At 55.6% G+C, this 25,293-nt stretch carries 18 protein-coding genes and 2 pseudogenes; 12 read left to right on the forward strand and 8 right to left on the reverse strand.

Translation table 11 applies throughout. From position 1 onward, the window contains the following. The first annotated feature begins 48 nt into the window (after positions 1–48). Positions 49–2,325, forward strand: a complete 2,277-nt coding sequence (locus tag RHM65_RS18285) for an ATP-dependent DNA helicase (protein ID WP_322164507.1) — start codon at positions 49–51, stop codon at positions 2,323–2,325. Between the two features lie 151 nt (positions 2,326–2,476). After that, positions 2,477–4,120, forward strand: coding sequence for a phosphoglucomutase (alpha-D-glucose-1,6-bisphosphate-dependent) (pgm, locus tag RHM65_RS18290; protein WP_322164506.1), 1,644 nt, complete (start codon positions 2,477–2,479; stop codon positions 4,118–4,120). A gap of 66 nt (positions 4,121–4,186) precedes the next feature. Here pgm and RHM65_RS18295 read toward each other — a convergent pair whose 3' ends face one another. After that, entirely contained in the window at positions 4,187–4,882 is a 696-nt protein-coding gene (locus tag RHM65_RS18295; RefSeq protein ID WP_322164505.1) for a pirin family protein, read from the reverse strand. A gap of 240 nt (positions 4,883–5,122) precedes the next feature. On the opposite strand from RHM65_RS18295, the gene RHM65_RS18300 reads away from it, so the two are divergent. From RHM65_RS18300 to RHM65_RS18310, 3 genes and pseudogenes are all read left to right on the forward strand, one after another. After that, entirely contained in the window at positions 5,123–5,395 is a 273-nt protein-coding gene (locus RHM65_RS18300; RefSeq protein WP_322164504.1) for a ribbon-helix-helix domain-containing protein, read from the forward strand. Continuing rightward, a pseudogene (locus tag RHM65_RS18305) lies at positions 5,395–5,670 on the forward strand (type II toxin-antitoxin system RelE/ParE family toxin). The gene RHM65_RS18300 and the pseudogene RHM65_RS18305 overlap by 1 nt, the downstream one beginning before the upstream one ends. Positions 5,671–5,804: 134 nt before the next feature. Beyond that, positions 5,805–8,294: a UvrD-helicase domain-containing protein gene (locus RHM65_RS18310; protein ID WP_416194702.1), complete on the forward strand. Its 2,490-nt coding sequence runs from the start codon at positions 5,805–5,807 to the stop codon at positions 8,292–8,294. 15 nt (positions 8,295–8,309) lie between these two features. Here RHM65_RS18310 and RHM65_RS18315 read toward each other — a convergent pair whose 3' ends face one another. Next, on the reverse strand, positions 8,310–8,567 hold the full coding sequence (locus RHM65_RS18315; protein WP_322164502.1) for a DUF1652 domain-containing protein: 258 nt from the start codon (positions 8,565–8,567) through the stop codon (positions 8,310–8,312). Between the two features lie 652 nt (positions 8,568–9,219). Between RHM65_RS18315 and RHM65_RS18320 the strand changes: the two genes are divergently transcribed. Further along, positions 9,220–10,845, forward strand: a complete 1,626-nt coding sequence (locus tag RHM65_RS18320; RefSeq protein WP_322164501.1) for a methyl-accepting chemotaxis protein — start codon at positions 9,220–9,222, stop codon at positions 10,843–10,845. Positions 10,846–10,905: 60 nt separating this feature from the next. On the opposite strand, the gene RHM65_RS18325 is transcribed toward RHM65_RS18320, so the two are convergent. The 5 genes from RHM65_RS18325 to RHM65_RS18345 form a co-directional block, all read right to left on the reverse strand. Further along, on the reverse strand, positions 10,906–11,895 hold the full coding sequence (locus tag RHM65_RS18325) for a D-glycerate dehydrogenase (protein ID WP_322164500.1): 990 nt from the start codon (positions 11,893–11,895) through the stop codon (positions 10,906–10,908). A gap of 17 nt (positions 11,896–11,912) precedes the next feature. Next, a complete protein-coding gene (locus tag RHM65_RS18330) occupies positions 11,913–13,211 on the reverse strand; it encodes an MFS transporter (RefSeq protein WP_322164499.1) in 1,299 nt (432 codons plus the stop codon). A gap of 71 nt (positions 13,212–13,282) precedes the next feature. Beyond that, entirely contained in the window at positions 13,283–14,251 is a 969-nt protein-coding gene (locus tag RHM65_RS18335) for a sugar kinase (protein WP_322164498.1), read from the reverse strand. Beyond that, the gene (locus tag RHM65_RS18340; RefSeq protein WP_322164497.1) at positions 14,244–15,026 is read right to left on the reverse strand and encodes a sugar phosphate isomerase/epimerase family protein; all 783 of its coding nucleotides are present in this window, start codon (positions 15,024–15,026) and stop codon (positions 14,244–14,246) included. The genes RHM65_RS18335 and RHM65_RS18340 overlap by 8 nt, the downstream gene beginning before the upstream one ends. Positions 15,027–15,092: 66 nt before the next feature. Continuing rightward, positions 15,093–16,115 carry a LacI family DNA-binding transcriptional regulator gene (locus RHM65_RS18345; RefSeq protein WP_322170615.1) on the reverse strand — a complete coding sequence of 341 codons (1,023 nt, stop codon included), beginning with the start codon at positions 16,113–16,115 and terminating at the stop codon, positions 15,093–15,095. 190 nt (positions 16,116–16,305) lie between these two features. Here RHM65_RS18345 and RHM65_RS18350 point away from each other — a divergent pair, with 190 nt between their 5' ends. Further along, entirely contained in the window at positions 16,306–17,427 is a 1,122-nt protein-coding gene (locus tag RHM65_RS18350) for an MFS transporter (RefSeq protein ID WP_322170612.1), read from the forward strand. Positions 17,428–17,558: 131 nt separating this feature from the next. Then, entirely contained in the window at positions 17,559–18,239 is a 681-nt protein-coding gene (locus RHM65_RS18355) for a histidine phosphatase family protein (protein WP_322170609.1), read from the forward strand. 16 nt (positions 18,240–18,255) lie between these two features. Here the strand turns inward: RHM65_RS18355 and RHM65_RS18360 are convergent. Then, positions 18,256–18,531: pseudogene (locus tag RHM65_RS18360) on the reverse strand (helix-turn-helix domain-containing protein); the annotation flags it as partial. 368 nt (positions 18,532–18,899) lie between these two features. Here RHM65_RS18360 and RHM65_RS18365 point away from each other — a divergent pair. From RHM65_RS18365 to RHM65_RS18380, 4 genes are all read left to right on the forward strand, one after another. Next, on the forward strand, positions 18,900–19,532 hold the full coding sequence (locus RHM65_RS18365; RefSeq protein WP_322170344.1) for a hypothetical protein: 633 nt from the start codon (positions 18,900–18,902) through the stop codon (positions 19,530–19,532). Between the two features lie 109 nt (positions 19,533–19,641). Next, the gene (locus tag RHM65_RS18370) at positions 19,642–21,468 is read left to right on the forward strand and encodes a Mu transposase C-terminal domain-containing protein (RefSeq protein WP_322170341.1); all 1,827 of its coding nucleotides are present in this window, start codon (positions 19,642–19,644) and stop codon (positions 21,466–21,468) included. A 2-nt stretch (positions 21,469–21,470) separates the two neighbouring features. Further along, the gene (locus tag RHM65_RS18375) at positions 21,471–22,334 is read left to right on the forward strand and encodes an ATP-binding protein (protein ID WP_322170338.1); all 864 of its coding nucleotides are present in this window, start codon (positions 21,471–21,473) and stop codon (positions 22,332–22,334) included. 8 nt (positions 22,335–22,342) lie between these two features. Beyond that, positions 22,343–25,006 carry a TniQ family protein gene (locus tag RHM65_RS18380; protein ID WP_322170335.1) on the forward strand — a complete coding sequence of 888 codons (2,664 nt, stop codon included), beginning with the start codon at positions 22,343–22,345 and terminating at the stop codon, positions 25,004–25,006. The last annotated feature ends 287 nt before the right edge of the window (positions 25,007–25,293 follow it).

Genomic DNA, 25,293 nt, shown 5'->3' on the forward strand with positions numbered 1-25,293 from the left:
TATCTGTACGCCCATCCAGTATGGGCAACAAACGGCCGTTTTTCTCCAGTGACCATCAACCCCACCGACGACGCTCGCTATACCGTAGCCGTACGCGCCTTGTGCGAGTTCACGGCGAAGGTGGGCGACCTCGACCTGCGCTTTACCCCGGCGCCCACTGCCCTGGAGGGTATGGCTGGTCACCGTATTGTCGTCGCTCGACGCGGCGACGGTTATGAGTCCGAAATTGCCCTCAGTGGCGAGTACCTGCACCTCAAGATCCGGGGCAGGGCAGACGGCTATAACCCGGCGCTGAATCAGCTGGAAGAAATCAAAACCTACCGCGGCGACTTGACCGCCATGCGCGCCAACCACCGGCAACTGCATTGGGCCCAAGCCAAGATGTATGGCTGGTTACTCTGCCAGCAGCTTGAACTGGATGAAATCCGCGTCGCACTGGTCTACTTCAACGTCGTCAGCGAAGAAGAAACCACGTTACGCGAACAGCACACGGCGCTTTCACTGCAAACGTTTTTCAACGAGCAGTGCGCGGTGTTTCTGCGCTGGGCGCGTCAGGAAATGGCGCACACTCAGGCGCGCAATGAGTTACTGGGCACGATGGCGTTTCCTCATCCGACGTTTCGGACTGGGCAACGGGCATTGGCCGAATCGGTTTACAAAGCCGTCAGCACCGGGCGCTGCCTGATGGCGCAAGCGCCTACTGGTATTGGCAAAACCGTGGGCACGTTGTTCCCGATGCTCAAAGCCGCCCCCGGCCAGAAGCTCGACAAAATATTCTTTCTAACGGCCAAAACCCCGGGCCGCAAGCTGGCACTGGATGCCTTGAAGGTCATTCGCCACAGCGCCCCGGAACTGACCTTGCGTGTACTGGAAATGGTGGCGCGCGACAAAGCCTGCGAACACCCGGACAAAGCCTGCAATGGCGATTCCTGTCCCTTGGCCAAAGGGTTTTACGACCGGTTGCCAGCGGCCCGCAGCGCGGCCTTGATTAACCCCTGGCTTGATCAAGCCGGGTTGCGTGACGTGGCGCTACAGCATCAAGTCTGCCCGTATTACCTGAGTCAGGAAATGGCACGTTGGGCCGACGTGGTCATCGCCGACTACAACTATTATTTCGACCTCAGCGCCTTGTTGTTCGGGCTCTGCCAGCTCAATCAATGGCAAGTGGCAGTGCTGGTCGACGAAGCGCACAACATGGTTGAGCGTACGCGGCAGATGTACAGCGCCAGCCTCGACCAGCAAAGCCTGAACGCCATTCGGCCCGGCGCGCCGGCTTCGGTGGGGAAATTCCTCGAGCGACTTGACCGCGACTGGAGTGCGCTGCACAAAGACCAGGACGCCGGGTATCAAGCCTACCCCGATACCCCGGGTAGATTTTTGCAAAGCCTGAGCTTTTGCATCGCAGCCATTGGCGATTACTTCAATGAGCACCCGCATGCAGTCGACGGAGTTTTGCAGAGCTTTTATTTCGAAGCGATCCAGTTCTCACGCATCGCCGAGCTGTTCGATGACCACTTCGTCTTTGACATCAATAAACGTGAGCTGAAGGACGTCCGCAGCCTGTCGCGATTGAATTTGCGTAACGTGGTGCCAGCAGCGTTTATCCGTCCGCGCCTCACCACCGCGCGCAGCACGGTGCTGTTCTCGGCAACCTTGAGTCCGCGTCATTACTACGCCGACCTGTTAGGCCTGCCACCGAGTACCGCGTGGGTCGATGTCGAGTCACCGTTCTCCCGTGAGCAGTTGGACGTGCGCATCATCAGCCAAATTTCAACCCGTTTTGTCCATCGCAAGGCGTCCCTCGCGCCCATCGTCGAATTGATGGCCGAGCAGTTTCTAAAACAACCTGGAAATTACCTGGCGTTCTTCAGCAGCTTCGAATATTTGCAGCAAGTTGCCGACTTAATGCGCGAACGCCATCCACACCTGACCCTATGGCTGCAATCGCGAGGCATGGCGGAAGCTGAACGACAGGCCTTTCTCGATAAATTCACCGTGAGCAGCCAAGGCATTGGTTTCGCCGTATTGGGCGGGGCCTTTGGTGAAGGCATTGACCTGCCGGGCACCCGCTTGATTGGGGCGTTTATCGCAACCTTGGGTCTGGCCCAACTGAACCCGGTCAATGAACAACTCAAGCAGCGCATGTCGCTGTTGTTCGGCGCAGGTTACGATTACACCTACCTTTATCCGGGCCTGCAAAAAGTCGTACAAGCTGCCGGACGCGTGATTCGCGGGGTTGAGGACCGTGGCGTGGTGATGCTGATCGACGACCGATTTGCCGAGCGCAAGGTGCAAAACTTGCTGCCCGCGTGGTGGCAGTTGTAAAACCTTCAACGGCTTACGGATAGATAGCTAAGCGCCACGGTCAAACTGCCAGTAAACTGCCGCGCCACGGGCTGTTTCGTCATTTGTTTATGCGGATTGCGTGCAGCAGGCCCACTCATTTTTGTAATGGTTCCACCCATGGAGGTTTCTTATGAGTCTCAGTCCATTTGCCGGCAAACCAGCGCCCGCAGAACTGTTGGTCGATCTCCCGAGATTGGTGACGGCCTATTACACCGGTCAGCCTGATGCTTCGGTCTCCACCCAGCGCGTTTCTTTCGGCACGTCTGGCCATCGCGGCAGCTCGTTTGAACTGAGCTTCAACGAATGGCACGTATTGGCCATCAGCCAGGCGATCTGTCTGTACCGACAGGCAAACGGCATTGACGGCCCGCTGTTCCTAGGCGCAGATACCCACGCGTTGTCGACCCCGGCCAGTGTCACCGCACTGGAAGTGTTGGCCGCCAATGGCGTGCAGGTGATGATCGCCGAAAACGACGAATACACGCCTACGCCGGCGATTTCCCACGCGATCATTTGCTACAACCGCGGTCGCACCAGCGGGCTTGCAGACGGCATCGTAATTACCCCGTCGCACAATCCGCCGGAAAGTGGTGGCTTTAAATACAACCCGCCCAATGGCGGCCCGGCTGACACCCACGTGACCAAATGGATCGAGGCCAAGGCCAACGAGCTGTTGGCTGAAAAGGTACTGGGCGTCACGCGGATCAGTTATGAAAAAGCCCTGAAGGCCGACACGACTCATCGCCACGACTACCTCAACACCTATGTTGCCGACTTGAAAAATGTAATCGACATGGACGCCATTCGCGGCGCTAATCTGCGCTTGGGCGTCGACCCTCTGGGCGGTGCTGGGGTGCGTTACTGGTCGGCCATCGGCGAACACTACGGCCTGAACCTGGAAGTGGTGAATAAAGAAGTCGATCCAACGTTCCGGTTTATGTGTGTCGATTGGGACGGTCGTATACGGATGGACCCCTCGTCGAGCTTTGCCATGCAAGGCTTGATCGGTCTCAAAGACCGCTTCCAAGTGGCCTTCGCCTGCGACCCGGACCATGACCGCCACGGCATCGTGACCCCGACCGGGGGCTTGCTGGCGCCGAACAACTACCTGGCTGTCAGCATCGATTACCTGTTTCAGAACCGCCCGCAATGGCGCGCCGATGCAGCCATCGGCAAAACCGTGGTGAGCAGCGGCATGATTGATCGCGTGGCCAAGCGTTTGGGCCGGCGTCTATATGAAGTGCCCGTGGGGTTTAAATGGTTTGCTGACGGCCTGTTCGACGGCTCCCTGGGCTTTGGCGGTGAAGAAAGCGCGGGCGCGTCGTTCTTGCGCAGAGACGGCAGCGTATGGACCACCGATAAAGATGGTTTGATTCCGGCCTTGCTGGCGGCAGAAATTACCGCACGTAAGGGCCGTGACCCTAGCGAGATCTACCAAGCACTGACAGAAGAGCTGGGCGAACCGTTTTCGACCCGGGTCGAAGCCAAGGCCAATCCCGCGCAGAAAGCGCTGCTGGGCAAGTTGTCTCCCGATCAGGTGAAGTCTACGGAGCTGGCTGGGGAAACCATTCAGAGCATCCTCAGCCACGCGCCCGGTAATGATCAGGCCATTGGCGGTTTGAAAGTCATGACCGAAAATGGCTGGTTTGCGGCACGCCCTTCGGGCACCGAAGATATTTACAAAATCTACGCAGAAAGCTTTATCGGCGAAGACCACCTCAAACGCTTGGTGGCCGAAGCTCAGGTCCTGGTAGACGCGGCCATCGCGCCTTAATTGCCGCTAAGCGAGCGCGAAAAAAAAGGGACGGCATCAGCCGTCCCTTTTGCGTACCGCCCACAATTACGCCACATCCACCAAAACGACTTCGCTGTCCTCAATGGCTGTTACTGTCAAGACGCGCTCATGTTCTACCGCCACGCCATCGCGTGCCACCGCCCGCAGGCCATTGACTTCGATAACGCCGGTTGCCGGAACCAGGTACGCACGACGGCCTGCATCCAACCGATACTCAGCGGTTTCACCTGCTTTAAGGTTAGCCGCCACTACTCGCGCATCCGCACGAATCCGCAGGCTTTGGTCATCGCCGACCTTACCGCTGGCCAACGTCACGAAACCTTCACGGTCGCCCTTGGGAAAAGGTTTAGCGCCCCAGGACGGCGCTGAGCCGGTCTCGTCGGGCACGATCCATATCTGAAAAATTCGGGTCTCTGTGGACTCCTTGTTGTACTCGCTGTGGGCAATTCCGGTGCCTGCGCTCATGACTTGAACATCGCCGGCTTCGGTCCGGCCTTTATTGCCCAGGTTGTCCTCGTGGCTGATTGCACCTTCACGAACGTAGGTGATGATTTCCATGTCGCGATGCGGGTGCTTAGGGAACCCGGTACCTGCGGCAATCACATCATCATTCCACACCCGCAATTGACCCCAATTCATACGTTTCGGGTCGTAGTATTCGGCAAAAGAGAAGTGATGATGAGCGTTCAGCCAGCCGTGGTTTGCGCCGCCCAAGGTGTTGAAAGGTCTTAATTCGAGCATGGTTATGGCCTCTCCAGAGCAGAACCGACTGCGTGCTTCAGTGCTGCTGAGCGTTGTGTGGGTTGATGGGAAGTATCATCTATCAAATATTGATCAGTAAAAAGCGGGATTTTTGCAGTAAAAATATCTACTTATTCGATGTTATAGCGTGAGACTGATACATTGTTATTCACTATGATTGACTTTGAGTAAAAAACTGAAAGAAGGCCTGCGCTTTCACAGAATAGGAGCATTTCCATCATGGCAACTGCTGCAAAAACTCGATCTATTACCGCTCACGTACCCGTGCAATTAGCAGAGAGGGTTGATTTAATGGCTGAGCGTCTGGAGCGCTCCAAGAATTGGATCGTCAAGCAAGCTCTTTCTGCCTGGATTGACCACGAAGAGGAGCGCAGTCGCCTAACCCAAGAGGCTTTGGCAGATGTGGACGCTGGTAGAGTCATTAATCATCAGGCTGTCCAGGCTTGGGCCGACAGCCTCAGCACCGAATCCCCGCTACCAGTGCCACGCTGATGGAGTTGAAGTGGACAAGCAAGGCGCTTTCCGACCTTTCCCGGCTGTTCGAGTTTCTGGCCACCGTGGACCGATCCGCTGCCGCGCTTACAGTTTTAAGGCTCACGGTTGCTCCAGACGTTTTGATGAACAATCCACGCATTGGCGAAAGACTTGAAGAGTTTGAGCCACGGGATGTGCGCCGAATCCTTATTGGCCACTATTAGATGCGTTACGAAATTCAAGATTCCACGGTCTATTTGCTGCGCCTTTGGCACACACGCGAGGATCGATGACGCTCAGTAGACTTTGCGACTTTACCTGCACTTGATCGGCTAACACGCTGATCGCAAAGCATTTCACTAGAAGTCATCGCTGAATGCGGCCACCATGTCCGTCAATTCGCTCACAACTGACACCTGGAGCCCGCGTGCCGCATCAATTGCCTGATGATCTTTCTCTTCCTGAACAGCTGCCTTGGATTAAACGCCTGCTGGCTCGTCTGATTGGCCGCAGCCTCAATAGCCTGCGCGCGCTGCATTCACCTTCATGGTCACAAGGACACGCAGACGGCTACCTCAATGGCCATGGGGAAGGCGTGAACGAAGGTTATGCGGAGGGTCGTCTGGACGGGGTAGAAGAAGGACGTCAGGTCTTGCTGATTCGTGACACTCGTCCCACCGAGCACCGTGGGCCGCGCATCGACGACCATCTGTTTGATGATTGGCGCTTGGCCCTGACTCCCGAGCTGAAAAAGCGGATCAAGGCCGATGTTGCGCTAAAGCTGCCGGCACATGTGCAGCCCAGCGCGGCGCAATGGAAGATGATTTTCAGCGACACGCCGTCTACGTATGTCATCGCAGGTGCTGGCGCGGGCAAATCCACGTCGTTGGTGCTTCGCATTTTGCTGCTGAGTCATTATTTAGGCTTTGAACTCAGTTCTATGACCGTAGTGACCTTCACCCGAGAGTCGCGCAAGGACTTCATCAACAAGCTGATTGAGATCATGGGGCTGTGGGGTCATACCCTGAGCTTGAAAGAGGGCCGGGACTTGGTGCGCACCTTTCACTCGCGCATCTTGCCGCTGGTGCGCAGCTTGCCTGGCTTCGGCCAGTTGCGTGCGTTTGAGAACCTTAGCAACCAAGCTCTACAATCGGGCTCGGACGAAGGGGCCGACAGCAACCCGTTTGACCTGCGAATCAACGATGCGCAGCGCCAGCAATTGAACCTGTGCTATCGAGATCTGTACGCGAGTAACGAACGGTTTCGGGACTTCATGTCACAGCTGTTTCGCCACGCCCTGCAACTAAAGGAACTGGACCGCGATCATCCCGACGTGCAAAAACGCGTCGTTGTGACCGAGCTCTCCGCCAAGCGCGACGAAGAGCTGTGCGACACCATTGAAGACCTGTGGATCCACGCCAACGCATGGCCTATAAACGGCATTGAGCCTATGCGCCAAGCCGTTGAAATCAATGGTTTTTCGTTTCATTTCCATGGCTACATTGCCGAACTTGATGCCTGGGTGGTGCTCGGGTTTGACCCGTCTGAAAACCAGCAGATGAAGCGGTCGTCGGCAAAGTTGCCGGTCTGGGCTGAATGGCTGATCAAGCGCACCCTGTTTCAAGCTTTCTGTCGCAAGCCTGTGATATGGCTAGAGAATTACGATTCCGCCACACGCGTTTTACAGTCATTGGCGGGGGCGGCAGTGGCCGGCCCGGGTTTCGACTACAAGGTGAAAGGTGAATTGAGCGCGGCCCCCGTGCTGGATGGATTTGTCGCCGCTGCCAGCTTTATTGAGAACTTGGGCCTGGATGTGCCCGCCGCCGTGGCACAGATGAGCTTTGCCGCGAACGACCCGGATCGGTATTTCTTTGAAGCCCTGAGCCTATTTTGGAAAGCATTCGAAGGGCACCTGCTGGCGCAAACACCACCGGTCATGACCTACAACAGAATGTTTGCCTTGTTCGGCGAGACGTCACCGGAGAATCTCAAACAGATTAGCGATGAGCTGCTGCGGCCGCTGTCGCACTTAATGATCGATGAGTTCCAAGACGTTTCGCCACAAATCGTTTCCTGGATTCGTGCCAGCCTGCGGGAGATACGCAGTCGTGGCCCGGCGCTGCACGTGGGCCGGGTGGCGCAACGTTCGTCATTACTCTGTGTAGGCGATGATTGGCAGTCGATTTACGGATGGCGCGGCAGTTCTCCAAAGTACTTCATGGCGTTCGCCAAGGAGTTCGCATCGCCCGCCACTACCAAAGTGATGCTAATTGATAACTTCCGTAGCCATCAGCACATCATTGACGCCGCTGAACACATCGTGCGCAGCGCGCCAGCGATTGCCGGCAAAAAGGCCAAGGCCGGTGGCGCGGCTCAAGAGTTGGTACCGGTGACGGTGCTGGACCGTGATGACGACGAACTCACCGAACGTTTGATCCAGCATTACAACGACGGTGACTCCATTTTGCTGCTTTACCGGAAAAGTAACGAAAAAGCCAAGTTTTCCGAAGGCTTACAGTCGCTAGTTAATTACGATTCTGGGTTGCCGACGGCGTCTCGACGGTTTAAACAGCTGACCTATCACAGCTCCAAAGGCCTCCAGGCTGACGCTGTATTTTTGCTCGGGGATTGCCAGCATCTGACCCAATCACCGTTCAAAAACCAAGCTTACCGTCTGGCGGGATTGGGCAAAGACGGCGATGCGGATCCCTTCGACTCCGCCCAGAAAGACGAAATACTGCGATTGGCTTACGTCGCCATTACTCGCGCCGTGCGCCATTGCTATTGGTACATCGATAAGAACAACAGCACGGGGTCCGCAGACAACTCGGCAGTGCCTAAAGCGTCCGACAAAATTACGGGCCACAGGCCCTTTTTCGACGACAGACGAGGCAAGGCAGACAGTCAGGGCGATTGAAGCGAACGTCTCCGATCAGGAGACTTTCAATGTGAGAGGCGGCACGAAGGACTCAAGCTCATATTCGATGGCCTCGATCATGCGCTCGACCTCGGTGACGTCCATGACGGTTGCACAGGGGATGGCAGCAATTGCAATGATCGTCTCGCCCGTAGCGCGATCGAACAGGCGTGCGACCATGCTGCTGGGTGAGTCCATTCCGGCTTCAAATCCAACCGGATGGAAGTGCCAGCGCATCAGTTGACAGGCATTGGGGAACGTTACTTTGTTCATACGGCCCACCTATTCAATCGAGCAATTGCTTAGCCCACTTTAAAGGCGACGCATCCGCTGCGCCTATCCGTTAGGTGACTAAAAATAGCACTCCGTTACGCTGGGCCAAAACGGTTTTTTTGCAGGGTTGAAATAACTTTTTCGATTTTATGACGCAGGTCAAATCTCTGACGTTAATAAGCTGACGGTCTTGATTTAAAATGCCGTTAAAAAAAAGCCCCTCAGGCCACTCAAATGGAGTGCTATTCGACTTTTAGCAGGAAAATAGTATTCGAATGACTGCTTGACGCTGGTGTTCTTGGAAGGGTCGGCCTGAACCGCTGGGTTAAGTCGCTCACACGCTTGCGGGCTATGGCTGAAGCCATAGCGGGCCACTCGGGTATAGAGTCGGGCTATAAACCGGTGGCGCGACTTGATAAAATTCGCTACAAGTAACGGCCGTTGAAACAGTTTCGACGCCTGTCGTTCAACACCCTATTGCGCCGCAGTTACACCTAAGGTTATACCTTCAATACAGGATTAAGTTCTGCGCGGACGCATTCAAATGAATAGTTCGCAGGCAATCGTAAGTTCAAAACAATTAGAACGGCACAGGCTCATTAATGGGCCGTGTATAGACGCTTGTGATTTCTTACCTAATCGAGAACCGCCCGTGACAATAAGAAATATGAACATCGCACCACGCGCCTTTCTCGGGTTCGCGTTTATTGCAGTCTTGGTTATAGGCTTGGGGGTGTTTGCGCTGAACCGCATGACCGTGATCCGTCAAGCCGCCACTGAGATGCAGTTCAACGTCCTGCCCAGTGTTACGTTTCTCGGAAACGTGACGGAGAACGTACTGCGCCTGCGCGTTACTTCCTTTCGGATACTGCTCAATCGTGAACCGGCCATGTTGCAAGAAAGCACCGGGCGCATTGATGACTTGGTGAGTAAGTTACAGCAAGCAAAAGCCAGCTATTCGGCGCTGCCCATGACAACCGAGGAGGCCGCTTTATATAAAACGTTCAGCGCTACGCTGGACAGTTACCTCCATGCGCAGACCCAAATGATTCAGTTGTCGCGGGACGATAAACTTGAAGAAGCACGCGGTGTGATCAACTCGCGCATGAAAGCCGATTCAGATTTGATGGGTGATCAACTCAAGCAATTGATCGCTATTAACAAAAGTGAAGCAAAGCAGACGCTAGATGACGCCAGCGCTAAATACGATAACGCTACTGTCATGGTCATCGTGGTCGCGGTCAGTGCCGCGCTGTTGACGGTTTTGCTGGCGTGGCTGTTGACCCGCAGCATTGTCATCCCACTGACACGAGCACTGCGCGCAGCTGAAGACATCGCCGGTGGTAATTTGACCAAGACCATTCTGATTGACGGTCACGATGAGCCGGCGCGCTTGCTGACGGCATTGCAGGTCATGCAGCAAAACCTGCGTAAAACCATCGAGCAGATTTCCGGTTCAGCGACCCAGCTGGCCTCGGCGGCTGAAGAGCTGAGCGTAGTCACAGACGAAGCCTCCCGTGGCCTGCAACAGCAGAATAATGAAATCGAGCAGGCAGCTACTGCGGTCAACGAAATGACCGCCGCAGTCGAAGAGGTTGCACGCAACGCCGTCTCCACGTCCGAAGCCTCGCAGCAATCGAACCAGACGGCGTGTGAGGGCCGTGATCGGGTGGTGGAAACGGTTTCGGCAATACAAGCCATGACCCAAGACGTGCAAACCACGACGTTGTTGGTTGAAGGCTTGGCCGTGCAAGGGCGAGATATTGGCAAAGTGCTGGACGTGATTCGGTCGATTGCCGAGCAAACCAACTTGCTGGCGTTGAACGCGGCCATTGAAGCGGCACGTGCCGGTGAGGCGGGCAGGGGCTTTGCGGTGGTGGCTGACGAAGTACGGGCACTGGCCCATCGGACGGCGCAGTCGACCCAGGAAATCGAGCAAATGGTCGCAGGGATTCAAAACGGCACCGGTGAAGCGGTGCAATCGATGTTGGTGAATACCAATCGTACCCAGTCGACGTTAGAGCTGGCCCGTGCCGCCGGCGTGGCGCTGGAGCAGATCACAGTGGCGATTTCGCACATCAACGAACGCAACCTGGTAATCGCCAGTGCGTCGGAAGAGCAGGCTCAGGTCTCGCGTGAAGTCGACCGCAATCTGGTCAACATCCGCGACCTCGCCACCCAATCCGCTGCCGGCGCGCATCAAACCAGCGCGGCCAGCACTGAACTGTCTCGATTGGCGCTTGATCTGAATGAGATGGTGGCTAGGTTTGTGATTTGATCCGATCAAAAACGGCACAACGTTCTGAATCGCGAGTAAAGCGCCTACAGAAGGCCGAGGCTAGCGATAGGCTGCGTGGGCGGCGGCGTCAGTTTTCACCCTGTTCGCAGGTGGTTCTCCCGCCAATGCACTGATCAAGTTCTGCACCGCACATCGGGCCATTGCTTCGCGGGTTTCGTGGGTAGCGGACCCCATGTGCGGCGTGGCGACGACGTTGTCCAACCTCAGCAACGGCGACTCCGGGTCCAGCGGCTCACGTTCGAACACATCAAGCCCTGCGGCGTGAATCTGACCGCTTTGCAACGCCGCAATCAACGCTGCCTCGTCCACCACCTTGCCCCTGGAAATGTTGATAAAAATGCTCTGCGGGCGCATTAAAGCAAATTGTTCAGCACCGATCATGCCCTCGGTTTCAGCGGTCAAAGGCAGGGTCAGGCAAATAAAGTCGGCTTCCTGCAACAGCGCATCCAGGCGTCGATAGCTTGTATTGAAACGCGCCTCGACGGCGGGTTTTGGGGAGTGGCTGTGGTAAATCACCGGCATGCCGAAGCCAAAATGCCCGCGCTGCGCCAGCGCCTCGCCAATCCGGCCCATGCCAATGATACCCAAGGTTTTACCGTGGACATCGCTACCAAAATGCTCAGCTCCCAAGTTGCTCGTCCACTGACCGTTACGCACAAGGTTGGCCAGCTCAACCACTCGCCGGGCGGCGGCAAGGAGTAGCGCAAAGCCGGTATCGGCGGTGGTTTCGGTCAACACATCCGGAGTATTTGTCAGCACAATGCCGCGCCGGTGGAAGTATTCCAGGTCATAGTTATCAACACCCACCGAGACACTCGCTACCGCTTCCAGGTGCGGCGCCAGGTCGAGTAGCGCCGCGTCCAGCTTAAGGCTGGCACCGAGCAAACCGTGTGCTTGAGGCAGGGCCGCCCGCAGGCGCGCCAGTGCGTCGCGATTGGGCTCGTCGATAAACACAACGTCGGCGTGCTGCTGTAAGCGGCTCATCAACGCGGGGGACAGTTTTTTGTACAAAACGACCTGTTTTCTCATGGTATTCACGCCTGTGTTCAAGGATGCGCAGCCACCCGGGGTAGGGGACGCTCGGTGCGCGCCGGTTTCGTGTCATTGCCGGGGTTGAGCAGCAGCGTTAGCACCACCGAGACCAACAACGCGCCACTCATTAATAGATACGAGGCACCTGGGTTGCCGGTTGCGCCGTTCAAATAACCGACCAAATAAGAACCGCCAAACGAACCCAGCGCGCCCATGCTGTTGATCAGCGCCATCGCGCCGCCGGCCACGTTGGCGGGCAATATCTCGGGGACGATGGCAAAAAAAGGCCCATAGGGCGCGTACATGCAAGCGCCCGCCAGCACCAACAGTGAATAGGACCACCAGAAATGCTCGCTGCCCAAGGCATATGACCCGTAGAAGGCGAGGGCCGCCAACAGCAGCGGCGGCCAAACGAAGCGTTTACGGCGCTGAATCCGGTCTGAGCCCCAGGAAACTGCAAGCATCGCAATCACCGCCGCCAAGTACGGAAGGGCCGACAACCATCCCGCCTCAACCATGTTCAAGTCGGCGCCTTGTTTGAGAATCGACGGCAGCCACAACACAAACCCGTAAACGCCAATGCTCCAGCAGAAAAATTGCAACGACAGGATGATTACCTTGGGTGAGCGAAAGGCTTCGGCATAGTTTTTTACTGGCTTGATGCCGACTTGCTCGGCTTCCAGGGTGCTTTGCAGTTCGGCTTTTTCGGCCTCGTGCAACCATTTCGCCTGCGCCGGTTTTTCATCGGCTACCTGCCACCAAATAAACGCCCAGATGATTGCTGGCATGCCTTCGACGATGAACATCCAGCGCCAATTGAAATGTGCCACGAGGTAGCCGGACACTACCGACATCCAAAGCATCGTTACCGGGTTGCCGAGGATCAAAAAGGTGTTGGCTCGCGAGCGTTCGGCGCGGGTAAACCAATGGCACAGGTACACCAGCATCGCCGGCATGACCGCCGCTTCGACTACGCCTAGCATGAAACGAATGCCGATCAGCACGTAAGCATTGGAGATGATCCCGGTCAGCGTGGCCAGGCAGCCCCATAAAATCAGGCTGACGAAAATCAGCTTTTTAACACTGTTCTTTTGCGCATAAATCGCGCCGGGGACTTGGAAGAAGAAATAACCCAGAAAAAACAGTGCACCCAGCAATGACGAAAGGCCCGGGGTAAGGTGCAGGTCCTCGGCCATGCCCGATGCGGCGGCGAACCCATAGTTGGCGCGGTCCAAATAGGCCAAGCTGTAGGTGATGAACACGATGGGCATGATGTACAGCCAGCGGCGGTTGATCAGACGTAGCTTTTCCATGGTGAGGCTCCTGAGCTTGTTTTGTTTTTGTCGCAGCAGGTCAATCGGTGTGCAGAAAGCATACGACTGGTTCAGGCAGGTTGTCGTCGTAGCAGGGGGTCATGGGGAAGGGCCACCTGCAATTCAGCGCGCGACGGCAAGCCTTCCATATCGCCTCGGCTTTGCACGGCGCGGCTGCCTATCCAGTTACCGCGAGCCACCGCCAAGGCAAAGCTCTGGTTCTCCAGCAAGGCGCTAATCACCCCCACCGCAAAGCCATCCCCCGCACCCACGGTGTCTACCACATTGACCACCGGCACACCGGCGACGAAACCTTGATCGTGCTGGGTGCGGTAGTACGCGCCTTTAGCGCCGAGTTTAATCACCACGGCTTCGACGCCTTTATCCAGATAGTACGCTGCGATGTCGCCCGGATCTTCGAAGCCGGTCAACAGCGCCCCTTCGGCTAAACCTGGCATGACCCAATGCGCAAGCCCGGCCAGGTGGTTGATTTCGCGGATCATCGTTGCTTGGTTTGACCACAGCGACGGGCGCAAATTGGGATCGAACGACACACTACGGCCTGATTCACGCATTGAGGTCATCAACAGCCGAGACAGCTCGCGGGTGTCATCTGACAGCGCTGCCGGAATGCCGGTGGCGTGCAGATGACGAGCGCTCAGCAACGTGGAATGGACATCAGCCACGGACAAATGACTGGCGGCTGACCCACGACGGAAATACTCCACACCCGGATCACGGCCATCAAGCTCCCGGGATTTCATCTGAAAACCGGTCGGGTGTGCGAGGTCTATCGTGACGTGACGGCAGTCAACCCCTTCGCGCTGCAGGCTGTCGATCACGAAGCGTCCCAGCGAGTCTGCCCCGACCCGGCTCAGCCACGCCACGTTGAAGCCCAATCGGGACAGACCAATGGCGACGTTGCTGTCAGCCCCGGCAATGCGCTTGCTGAAATGCTCTACTTGAGCCAAATCACCCGGCTGTTCGGCGACGAACATCGCCATGGTTTCACCGAAGGAAAGGATGTCGAATTCAGACATGATCAAAGGCCTCCTTGGGTTGGCCGAGCCGGGCGAGGGGGTGCAGATGTTGGCGGGTCAGTGTTAGCAAATCATCGCCTTGTAACGGGTACTCAATAGCGCGAATCACACCCGGCGTGAACTGGCTCAGTAAGTATTCCCACCGCTGCAAATCACTTGGCGCTGGCGGGATCGCAATAAGCGTGCCCTGAGCATTGCGCGCCACGGCTTTGCAATGCACGTATTCAACGTAGCGCCCTAGCTGCTTGGCGGCGCTGACAGCGGATTGCTCCTGCCACTGCCAATTACCGATGTCGAACGTCAGGCCGACTGGGGCGCTCAATTCGTCGATACGGGCGAAGAACCGCCGTAACGGCTCAATCCGCCCGCCCTGGACCGTTTGATCGTTTTCAACCAGCAAGCGCACGGAATGCCGTGCCAGGCACTCAGCCAGCGCGCCCAGATCACAACTGTCGCTGAAACTCCCGAGGCAAACTTTCAACCACTGCGCGCCGCAGGCCGTTGCCCGCAGCAGGGTGGCTTCCAGTTGGTTGTTGGGCTGGCTTTGGCCGGTAACCCACAGCTCCAGCGGCGATGAGTACAGACATTCCAAACCATAAGCAGCAATGGCTGGTGCGAACCGCTGTTGATTTTCGTCGTTGAACAGCTCTTCCCGAAGTTCGATGCGTGTCATGCCAGCATCAGCTACCAACGGGATAAAACTGGCTTGGCCTTTTTCACGAACCATGTCCGCGCCGTAGCTCGAAAGACTGATGGAGACGGGGTAAAGGGTCATTAGCGTTGTCCTCTGAAACCGGTTTCATTTTACTGCAAGAAAGGTGTTCGTAAGCGTCTAGCGTCGTTAAGCGCGACGCTGAGTCGAGCCGCGCACGATCAGGGTTGCTCGGAAATCGACGAGGTGGGGAGGTCCTGAATCGCCACGCAAGCGGTTGAGCAGGCATTCGAACGCCGTCACGCCGATATCGTGGGTCGGTTGCGCCAGCGAGGTAATGCCGCTGCCCACCAAGGGGTACCACTCCAATTCATCCAACGCGATCAGGCCGATGTCGTCGAACAATGGATAGCCCGACTCCCGTAGCAAGCGCGTGCAGGTCAAGGTAGCGACGCCGTTGCCGGTGAACAGCGCTTTAGGTCCGGGACCGGGCGCCGCTAAAAAGGCCTGCAATTGCGTGCCCAGTTGATCGCCGGTTTCCAATACTTGTCCGCGCATGTGCCCACGTTGGGCGATCAGCTGTTTGAAAGCGTTAACCCGTTCAAGCCGCGAGCTGGTGCCGTCCTGTTGTTCGCTGACCAGCAAGATGTCGCGATAACCGCGGTCGTCCAAGTGATCGATGGCCTGGCGCACGGCATCCTCATTGTTCAGCCCGACCAAGTCGCTTTGCAGTTGCTCGACTTTGCGATCAACCAACACCATCGGCAGTTCTTCATGCAATTGGCGCAGTTCGTCCAGATGATGGCCGAGGGTGTTTACGATCAAGCCTTCAACGTTGTACGAGCGCAGGGCAGCGAGGTGTACACGCTCCTGCTCGTCATCGCGGTCGGTGTTGCACACTACCAGGCTGTAACCATGCAAACGGCAGGCAGTTTCGACGCCATGCATCACCGCTACGGAATAGGGATTACGGATGTCGGCGACCAGCATGCCAATCAATCGAGTACGTCCACGCTTGAGCCCTCGCGCCATTTGATTGGGGCGATAACCGAGGGTTTCGATCGCGTGTTCGATGCGTGAGGCGATGGCGTCAGACAGCAATTGCCGATCATCGCCAATAAAGCGCGAGACGCTGGCTTTGGACACTCCCGCGAACTCAGCGACATCATTCATCGTGACGCGGGGGCGCGAATGGGGAGAAAAGCTATTCAAAATAGTGACCCGGATTATAGTTATTGGGCTCTGAAAACGGTTTCAGAAAACACCAAAGCGAGGCTGGCGTCAACCTTCATGGACTGAACGGTCGGCCATTGAGCAGGAATCGGGAGCCCGAATAATTGTCATCAAATATGTCAAACCGTGCATGCTAGGCGCCATTTGGTGTTTCAGGATTTCTCCGGTCATGACTGCCGCCGTACCATCTACTGCCGATTCATACTCCCGCCGTGCAGCGATCGTCCTGGGTCTTTGCTTGCCCAGCGATACGCTGCTGTACTTGTTGCTGCCCATGCAGTCTCAAGCATTCGGCGTGACGCTGGCGCAGGCCGGGGTGTTGTTGGCGGCCAACCGACTGGTGCGGATTTTCGGTTATGGCTACGTCATGCGCTTTTACGCACGAAACGGCGATCGTCCGACGCTGATGTTGGCCTCAGGTGTCGCCGCGCTGTGTGCATTGGGCAACGCATTGATTTCCGGTTTTTGGTGGCTGCTGATTTTGCGTCTCGCGTGGGGCTTGTGTTTCGGCGCGCTAAACCTGTCGACGCAAGTGTTGGCGACCTCGGAAACGTCGGGTGCCGCACGCCGGGCAGGGCGCTCAAGGGCGTTAATCGCGGCGGGCCCCATGGTTGCGTTGCCACTGGGCGCTTTGCTGAGCCTTGAAATCGGACCACGGCTGGTTTTTCTATTGGCGTGTGTATCGGCACTGGTTGCGCTCTGGGTGGCGCGCGGTTTACCCAGCACCGGGCACATCTTGTCAGCGCCTACGGGGCGACGCTTCAAACTGCCGGACAGCGTGGCGATCTGGTCATTTGTCGAAGGCGTGGCGTTGGACGGGTTATTCATTTTCGGGCTGTCGCTGCAAGCCCAAGCCATGCTCGGCGGCAATGCGGTTGTTATCGCGGGCATCTTACTGGCCCTGCGCTACGTGTCGGAAATGCTCTTGAGCCCGATGGGTGGGCGCGCCGCCGAAAACTTCGGGGCGCTGCGCATGCTGGTGGCCTTTTCAATCCTCAGCGGCCTTGCACTGACCGCTTTCGGCAGCCATTGGCTAATTGCCGGCGCCGCCTGTGTGCTGATATTGCGGGCGTTACAGCTGCCGCTGGTGGTGATCATCATTGCCCAACGCAACCCGGGTACAGGACGCGTGCAGGCCATCGCCGCCAATGCGGTTTGGCGTGATATCGGCGCCGGCATGGGTCCTTTACTGGCGGGTGTGCTGTTGCCAGTCGCTTCGGCGACGTGGGTCTATGCCATTGCCGGATTGGCCATCGCATTGAGTGCTATTGTCTGCTCGCGGCAAAAATAAGTAACACTTCAGGCAATTTGACAAGTTTCCTTACAAACTAAAGGTCGATTAATCAGGACTCAATTGCCACATTCACTCCAGTCACATTCGCAGCAAGCTTCCTATAACGCGTATTGAACACAATGAGAATAATGAAAAACTACAACCGTACCGCTGTTCTGAAGCGCTTGCGTCCTTGGGCATCCCTTTTATTACCCGTTATATTTATGGGAGCCCTTGTTTTGTTTTTTTCCGTCAGCAGAAGCCTACAAGCACAAACAGCAGGCGGCACACAAACCTTGATCTTCATCCGGCACGCCGAGAAGCCAGCCGCAGGATTAGGGCAACTCAACTGCCAGGGCTTAAACCGCGCTATCGCCTTATCAACCGTGTTGCCACGGGACTACGGCAACGCCAACTTTGTCTTTGCCTCTAACCCTAATCGCCATGTAAAAGAAGGCGTCAACGACGAATCCTTCAGTTACTTGCGCCCGCTACTGACCATTTCCCCGAGCGCCATCAAGTTGGGCCTTGCGATCAACATCGATTTCTCGGCCAATGACACCAGCGACTTGGCGGATGAATTGATGCATGACAAATACCACGCAGCCACGGTCTACACTGCCTGGTCACACGGTTATCTGCCGGAGCTGATTAACCGGGTCGCCACTGAAGCCTCGGGAAAAGACCAGGTCATCATTAGTGACTGGGATTCCAGTGACTACGATTCGCTCTACGTGCTGACCCTTGTGTGGCATGACGGCAAAGCGACGGTTAGTCATAAAGTGGTGAAGCAAGGGCTGAACAACGGGTCGCTGAGTTGCCCGGTCTGATGGGGCATCGCGGCCACTAACGGCCTTCATGTTGCTTGCGGTACGCGCCGGGTTGTACGCCTACGACTTTATTGAACGCCCGGGTAAACGCTGAGATCGATTGGTAACCCACGGCCACCGAGGCCTGCTCCACGGTGTTATTGGTTTTGAGCAATTGGCAGGCGTGGCGCATGCGCAGCACCAATAACACTTGGCCCGGCGACTGCCCGGTCATCTCATTGAACCGTTTAAAAAACGCCGAGCGAGACAGCTTGACGCTGGCCGCCATGCTTTCCAGGGTCCAGCTGTGACCAGCCGCTAAAAACCGATCCCCTCGCAACCCTCGCGTTTCCTCCCTCACGCCCTCTGCAGGGTTAAAAAAAATAAAATCCACCCTGGATTTTCTTCATTTCAGTTTTTTGACAGCGTAAAGATTTTACATTCAACCTATTGAACTAATTGAACTAATTAAAAAAACAAATTTATAGAATTTGACGTAGTCGGTTTGCCTGCTAGACCTCAAACAAGGCTGTTTTGTTTTGAAAATTTATGGCTTAACGCCATTAATGGTCATGCATACACAACCTACTCAGGAAGTGTTGCCTAAGTCGAAAAGTGTCGGATGCCAAGTAGGCAGAACCTTCTTCACGTGCTAGCAGAACTTACTAAGCGAGGCTCTTCATGGCTCATGCTAAATCACCCAAGTTAAGGCTCATCAAAACCGGTGCTATCCCGACCACGTACAGCCCTCGCACTTTGATTCAAGGCAATGGGTTTTTCCCGGCAATACCGGGATCGTGTCAGTTGCTGCCTAAGCTCCGATTCATGAGAGCCGATGCTTCACTGATGCTTTGCGTTCAGCATCCAGGAAAGCATGAGTTCAAACCGGTGTCGTTCACTCACCTTCCTGCGAAGGTGATTATCGCGCCTGCGGCAGTGAAACTTCCTATGGGTGCTGATGAGTTTAAGGCCAGCGAAAGTTGGCCTCATAAAAGTCCGTTCGACCCTCAGTCCCTTGACGCCCGGTCGCTGCGCGGAATCGCAGAACTGGCGCAAGAGCCGTCAGCGCTTCCTGCGAGAACTGCAGAGATCGTCGAGCATGCTATCCGAGCCGGGTGGCTCGACGCATGCAGCACTAAGCGAGCTGTGTGGAACGACGTCAGGGCCAGGTGCCAAGAAGCGGGCATCAAGTCGCCATCCTACAAGACGGTGGCTACAGAAATTGATCGACTGTTTTCTCATGAGGTGCTGCGCTTCCACCCGCTGAATCGCGAGGCGTTTACGGAAAAGCCAGGGGGCTACCCTTCGGAATAGCCCAAAACTTATATCCTTGGAAGCGCCGGTATCATCGGTGTCTCAAGGACTATTGACCAGCGCGGTGCTTGCGCCTCAGCGGCGCCGGCTGGTCGCGTGGAGGTGTGCCATGGGCACATACACCAATCCAGACGGCAGCAAACAGCTTGTAAATTTTGAAGGGGATATCTGGGTCGTCGAGGGCATCGACGAGACCACCCGAAAGCTGCATCTTAAAAGCATCCGTAACGACACACTGCGTCTTGTGAGCTCCGCCCAGGTAGAGTCCGTCGATCACGAGACGTTACTTCAGGCGGCTGTTGCGAAGATTGCAGACAAAACCGCGAAGCGAGCCTTAATCCTGGGTGATGATTTCACACCAGAGCAGAAAGAGCAGGCGCGCCATCGCTTTGAAATCATAGAAAAGCAGTTTGCCGATAACTTGTCAGTCGATGAAGCCGCCAAGGAATGCGGTTTGAGTGTCCAGCGCTACTACGAAGTGCGTAAGCGTTTTAATATTGAAGTAGGCCCTATCAGCTTGCTCGGTAAAAAGCGCGGGCGCAAGAAAGGAACTAAGGCCATCTCCCCTGAAGTCGAAAAGATCATCGCTGAGCATGTATGGCTTTTTCGGGGGGAGGGTGCATCTTATCGGACAGTTTGGAAGGGCGTCCAAGCAGCCTGCTTTGAATTGAAAATCGACAACGTGCCCTCGTATGAAACTGTATGCGATCGGATGAATAACCTGCCTGAGCACATGAAAGATCGTCAGGTAAACGGGAAGAATCATGCTGACGACGCTTTCAAGCTTCGGGACGGCTTCCGCGAGCTCAGTCGCGCGCTCGAACAGGTACAAATGGATCACACCATAGCCGACGTTTTCCTCGCGAGTCGGTATGACCGAAAAGACCCTGTTGGGCGCCCCTGGATCACAATAGCCGTTTGCGCGAAAACGAAAGTCATCCTCGGCTTCTATATCAGCTTTCGGTATCCCAGCTTGGCCAGTGTTGCTCACACCTTGAAGCATGCAGTGATGAGTAAAGAAACGTTCATGAAGAGCGTTGGCCTGAAGGATCATGAGTACGAGTTCTACGGCGTGTTCGATGAACTGTTAACCGACAATGCTCGTGAGTTCCGTTCGGGCAACCTCGTCGCTGCCTGCGCCTTGGAGGGGATCAAGCTACGACATCGCCACCAGAAGCAAGACGGGGGTATCTGCGAGCGCGTCCTCGGTACCTTGAACGTTGGGTTTGTCCATATGCTTCCCGGAGGAACAGGATCGCGGCCGCGCAAGGATCGCGATTTCAATCCGCAAAAGCACGCTGTAATGACGCTGGAAGAGTTCACCCGGTACTTCACCTTGGCCGTGTGTGAATACCACGACACCGCTGGAGAGGATGGCAAGACTCCACGTGATCGCTGGCGGGAAGCGCTTCGGGATGCGAAAGGCCGTCCTTTGGCGCCTCGTCGCGTGCACGATGTGAAGAATTTCATCATCGAGGTGCTGCCAGAGAAGCACCCTAAGATGTCGAAAACCGGCCTCAAGGTGAACGGCTTCCGCTACTCAAACGATGTGCTTCGCCACATGATCGGGAAGCCAATTCGAGTGAAATATGATTCGGCCAACCTGTCGATGGTGTTGGCTCGGTTCGAAGGGCAGTGGATTGAAGTACCTTGCTGCGAGAAAACCACCGGTACGCTCACCGCGAAGGCGATCCTGCAGAAGTACCTCAAACGCGCTGGCAAGCTGGGTGAGCGCGCCGTAAAGGCGTTCCTCGCCCGCGCAGATCAGCTTCGCCAGTCGATCCTGCTTGATACTCCCGCCATGCGTAAGCAGCTTGAGATCAATGACGCTGATAAGGAAGTTGGGCTGGTGACCCATCACCAGCGGCCTGGCAAAAAAAGCAAGCAGGCTACCCGCAACTTTGCTCTTGATGTCGAACCTTTCGAGGGGGAATAGCTATGGACTTTCCGCATCTCGCTCAGAAGCTTCAGCAGGTAGCAATGCTCGATGGCCCTGAGCGCATCATGTATTGCGATAACCCGCTCTGGATCAAGACTAACACTAGCGAAACATTCATCACGGGGATCGAGCGAATGATCCACGCGACGCGAATTGGTAGCCGATCCTGTATGGGGCTCATAGGCATCAGTGGTATCGGAAAGACGAAAATGATTGAGCATGCTGTAACGCGGCTCAATACTCCCGACGCCACATCGATTCTCACCATCGATCTGTCTGACTACGGCCGGCACATTGACTTGCAGCAGGTTTTCCTCAGCCATCTGGGGTTCACGCAGTCGGTAAAATCCCTTTGCACCGCGTCCGGCATCAAACGCATTTCCGAGCGTATCAAAGAGATGAAGCTGGCTGTCTGCATTCTCGATGAAGGCAATGCGCTCGCTGGCGTGAAAAGCATGCTGATCCAGCCCAATTACACATACCTGCGTGCGATGGCGAATCGTGATTTTGGGGTCAGCTTAGTGGTTGCGGGTACAGAAGATTTGAAGGTCTTCTTGGGCATTGATTCTCAACTGCGATCGCGTTTCGGCGTGTGGGAAATCCGCCAGTGGCATGCAGCTGGGGAAGACTTGTCTCGCTTCCTGAAGGCGTTCGTTCGGTTCATGCCGTTGCGCAAGCCATCAACCCTGGATACCTGTGAAATCCAAGAAAGCCTGGTATCGAACTGCCGTGGTAGCACTCGCGATATCGTTTGGGTCTTGATCACCTCCGCCAAGCTGGCCATCGAGACCGGGCATGAATGCATCGACGAAGCGCTGCTGGATGCCTGTTTTGAGGCCCGGCTTCCAGCTTTCCTGGAGTAGCCTTCAACATGGGGCGGCGCTGGATTGGGAGCTCTGCAAACCAAGCGCCGCTTGAAAGCGTACTTGAGTCGATCGGCGAGTATGGAGGGAATACTCATGGCAAGCTGATTATCGTTAGAGGAGAGGCTGGAGCGGGAGCTAGCGCTTTCGCTTCACGTCTCCATTCAATGCTGTTGCGCAAAAACATCCGAGCCGTTTTCGTCCCCCGAGCCCCCTTTAACGCAGACTTTGTTTTTTCTTCCCACTTCTTGAAGTCACTGGGCTTACCCAGCTCTTCTGTTGACATGATCTCAGGCCAGAAAGTCAGGCTGCATTACGAGGCAGCGATCCATCTGCGTCGTTATCAGGCTGTTATCTGCGAAGATGCTCACGATTTTTTTCATAAGCGCCAGATGAAAGTCCAAAACATCTATGGATCCATCCAGCAACTGACCCAACCACCTTACGGCCACTGCGTTGTGCTTTGTGGACTACGCGATCCATTGACTGAAGTGGGGCACGTTGCGCAAGCGATGAAGATTGATGTCGAGTACGTCGATCTGGAGCCAATGCCTTGCGACCCGCACTACCTGGACTTCGTCCGTGACATTGCGACGGTCATGCGGATGGGCAATCCCGGCAACCGTGTTAACACATTCCTACTCTCTCTCAGAGCGAAGGGACGGGCGCTCTTACCGCTACCAGCCAGCGAGCCACGGGAGGTGCTGGTTCGACAATCTACGCTGGCCTCCGTCGGAGCAGATTCCGATCTCGCGACTGAGCAGACTCACCTGGGTGCGTCATCCTTTCTAGCGCTTTATCCTTGCCCCTTGACCTTCTGTGGGCTCGACGTTGGCATTCTGCACGCACACACAAAGGGGTTGGTCGGGAACACCGTGACGGTGGTCAGGGGGCTTATGGCAGCCTCAGTGGCAACTAAGGCTTCCACCTACTTTGACACGTTTGACTCCTACCCGCTGCCACCAAATGATGCGTTTCCGAGCTCACCTGCCCGCTTTGAACGAGCGAAACAGCAGAAGGTGGCACAGGAAACAAAAGGAGCAGAAGGCACTGAAGAAACCAAACAAGCTAAAGAAGCAGAGGCCGCCATTTCATCAATCGGCTCAATCGCCGACGAACTCAGTCACTCAAGCGACGCAGCACTTGATCAACCAGCAGGATCAGAAGATCTTTTAAGCCCTGAAAGCGAACTTGGGTGCGATGACTTATTTAGGCGCCAACCCGACGCATCTGACACTCTACGCGGCATGCAAATCCTACTGCCTTTCGTATTGGGCGAGGATCGGCAGATAGAGGTACAGTTGGAGCTTAACCTTGTCATCCCTATCACACGGACAGATCGGCCAGTCGCTGCGCCGTTTGTCGCTCCTGGAGGAGCTACAGAAAAAGGTCTTTCATTGAGTACTGTGTCGGGCAGCTCAAGCTGTCTTTATAACCAGCGCTCAGCTTCAATCGATTCGCTTACTAGCGGCAGCCGCAAGCAACGCGGGGCATTCTCAGGTTACTTGACGCCACTTCATGACGAAACCTTGGGCTCATGGTTATCACGGAATGCGGCGTCGAGCGCGGTCACTGTCATTCACGATGGATTTCTGGAATGGTGCACCGCGCTGCTGCAGCCTACGGCCACCCCGTTTGCGCTAGCTACCGCTCACGATCTCAGTCAGCTCTCCAGCACCAAGAATGCTGCGGAGCAGGTCGACTATGCAGATGAACACAAACCCTGGAATCCGGAGGTGCTGCTTGGCAGCCCTCGCTCCCAAGATCATGGCCAGGATGCGAGAGACCTTGAGTGCGATGACCTCTACAGGTCTGAGGTCTTCCTGAAGGCGTTCCCTGACCCGACAAGCACCCATGTGACGGAGCGCTTTCGTCTGCCGATCAATGCAGTGGATCAAAATGATAACCGCCGCTTCTGCGCCCAATGCCTAGAGGAAGATGTGGCCGCGATGAGAGCTCCTGCGTTGCGGCGTGCATGGCGTAACAGAGGCTCAGCTCTCTGTGCCGCACATCGCCAGCCAGTATTGCTACAGCAGTTGGAAAAAGGGCACCTGAGCAACTTCACGGGAGGCTGGCAAGCGTATATGCAGCAAACAACGCGAGGGTACTTCGATCATGGGGTAGGGCTGGTTTCTCGCGACCGTTGGGGATACCAAACTGCATCAGCCGAAACTAGAATTTGTCGAATAGTTTTGCGGATTCAGGTTTGGGTGGAATATGCGCCTGTGGTACCTGCGTATATGCGCCCATCCAAATATTCGCTGTACTTCTTGCTTGGCATCTTCTTGTACCAGGGTAACCTTGTTAGCGATGGCGGCGCCGCCCGTTGGTTCCTGGTAGCTGCCCGAGGTTCGAAGTTAAATTCGCATGAGTATGACAAACCAACCGTTGCGCAGATGGTTAAAAATATCGAGTCGGCCCCGCCACGCTCGTTAGCGATTGCTTACTTACTTCTGGGTTCGGCATTTGATCTTATCTCCAAAGAAGAGGTGTGGTTTATACGCCAAACTTTAATATTCACTGCCAGTTCTTTTCCGGTGACGCGCGACGAGCTTAAATTACTAACACGGTGCTTCCAGTCTTATCACCTCGATGCCATCTGGAGCAGCGCACTTCAGAATCTACCCATCGACGATCTCGTTCGACTGGCTTGGTTGCTAAGGGATCGTTAATGACTCTAAATATGAACAAGCGGCGGAGAAAATCTGTTACCTTCAAAAATTATGGAACATCGAAGTGCAGCAGTGGCTCGTTAGAAAGGTAGATCTTCTGATAGTGGTCAAGGTACCCAAGTTGGTACTACTTAGAATCAAAAACAAACAGCTACCTGACCATGCAAGCGCGTTCAATCCTCACGGAGGCAGTGTAGGCGTGAGGAGCTAGGCGATGGGATACACCCATAGGTTGCACCGTTCCCACGGAGACATGGAAGCACGGAGGGTTAAAGGACGCCGAGCGC

It is taken from the genome of Pseudomonas sp. CCI4.2, from assembly GCF_034350045.1.
Taxonomy (GTDB): domain Bacteria; phylum Pseudomonadota; class Gammaproteobacteria; order Pseudomonadales; family Pseudomonadaceae; genus Aquipseudomonas.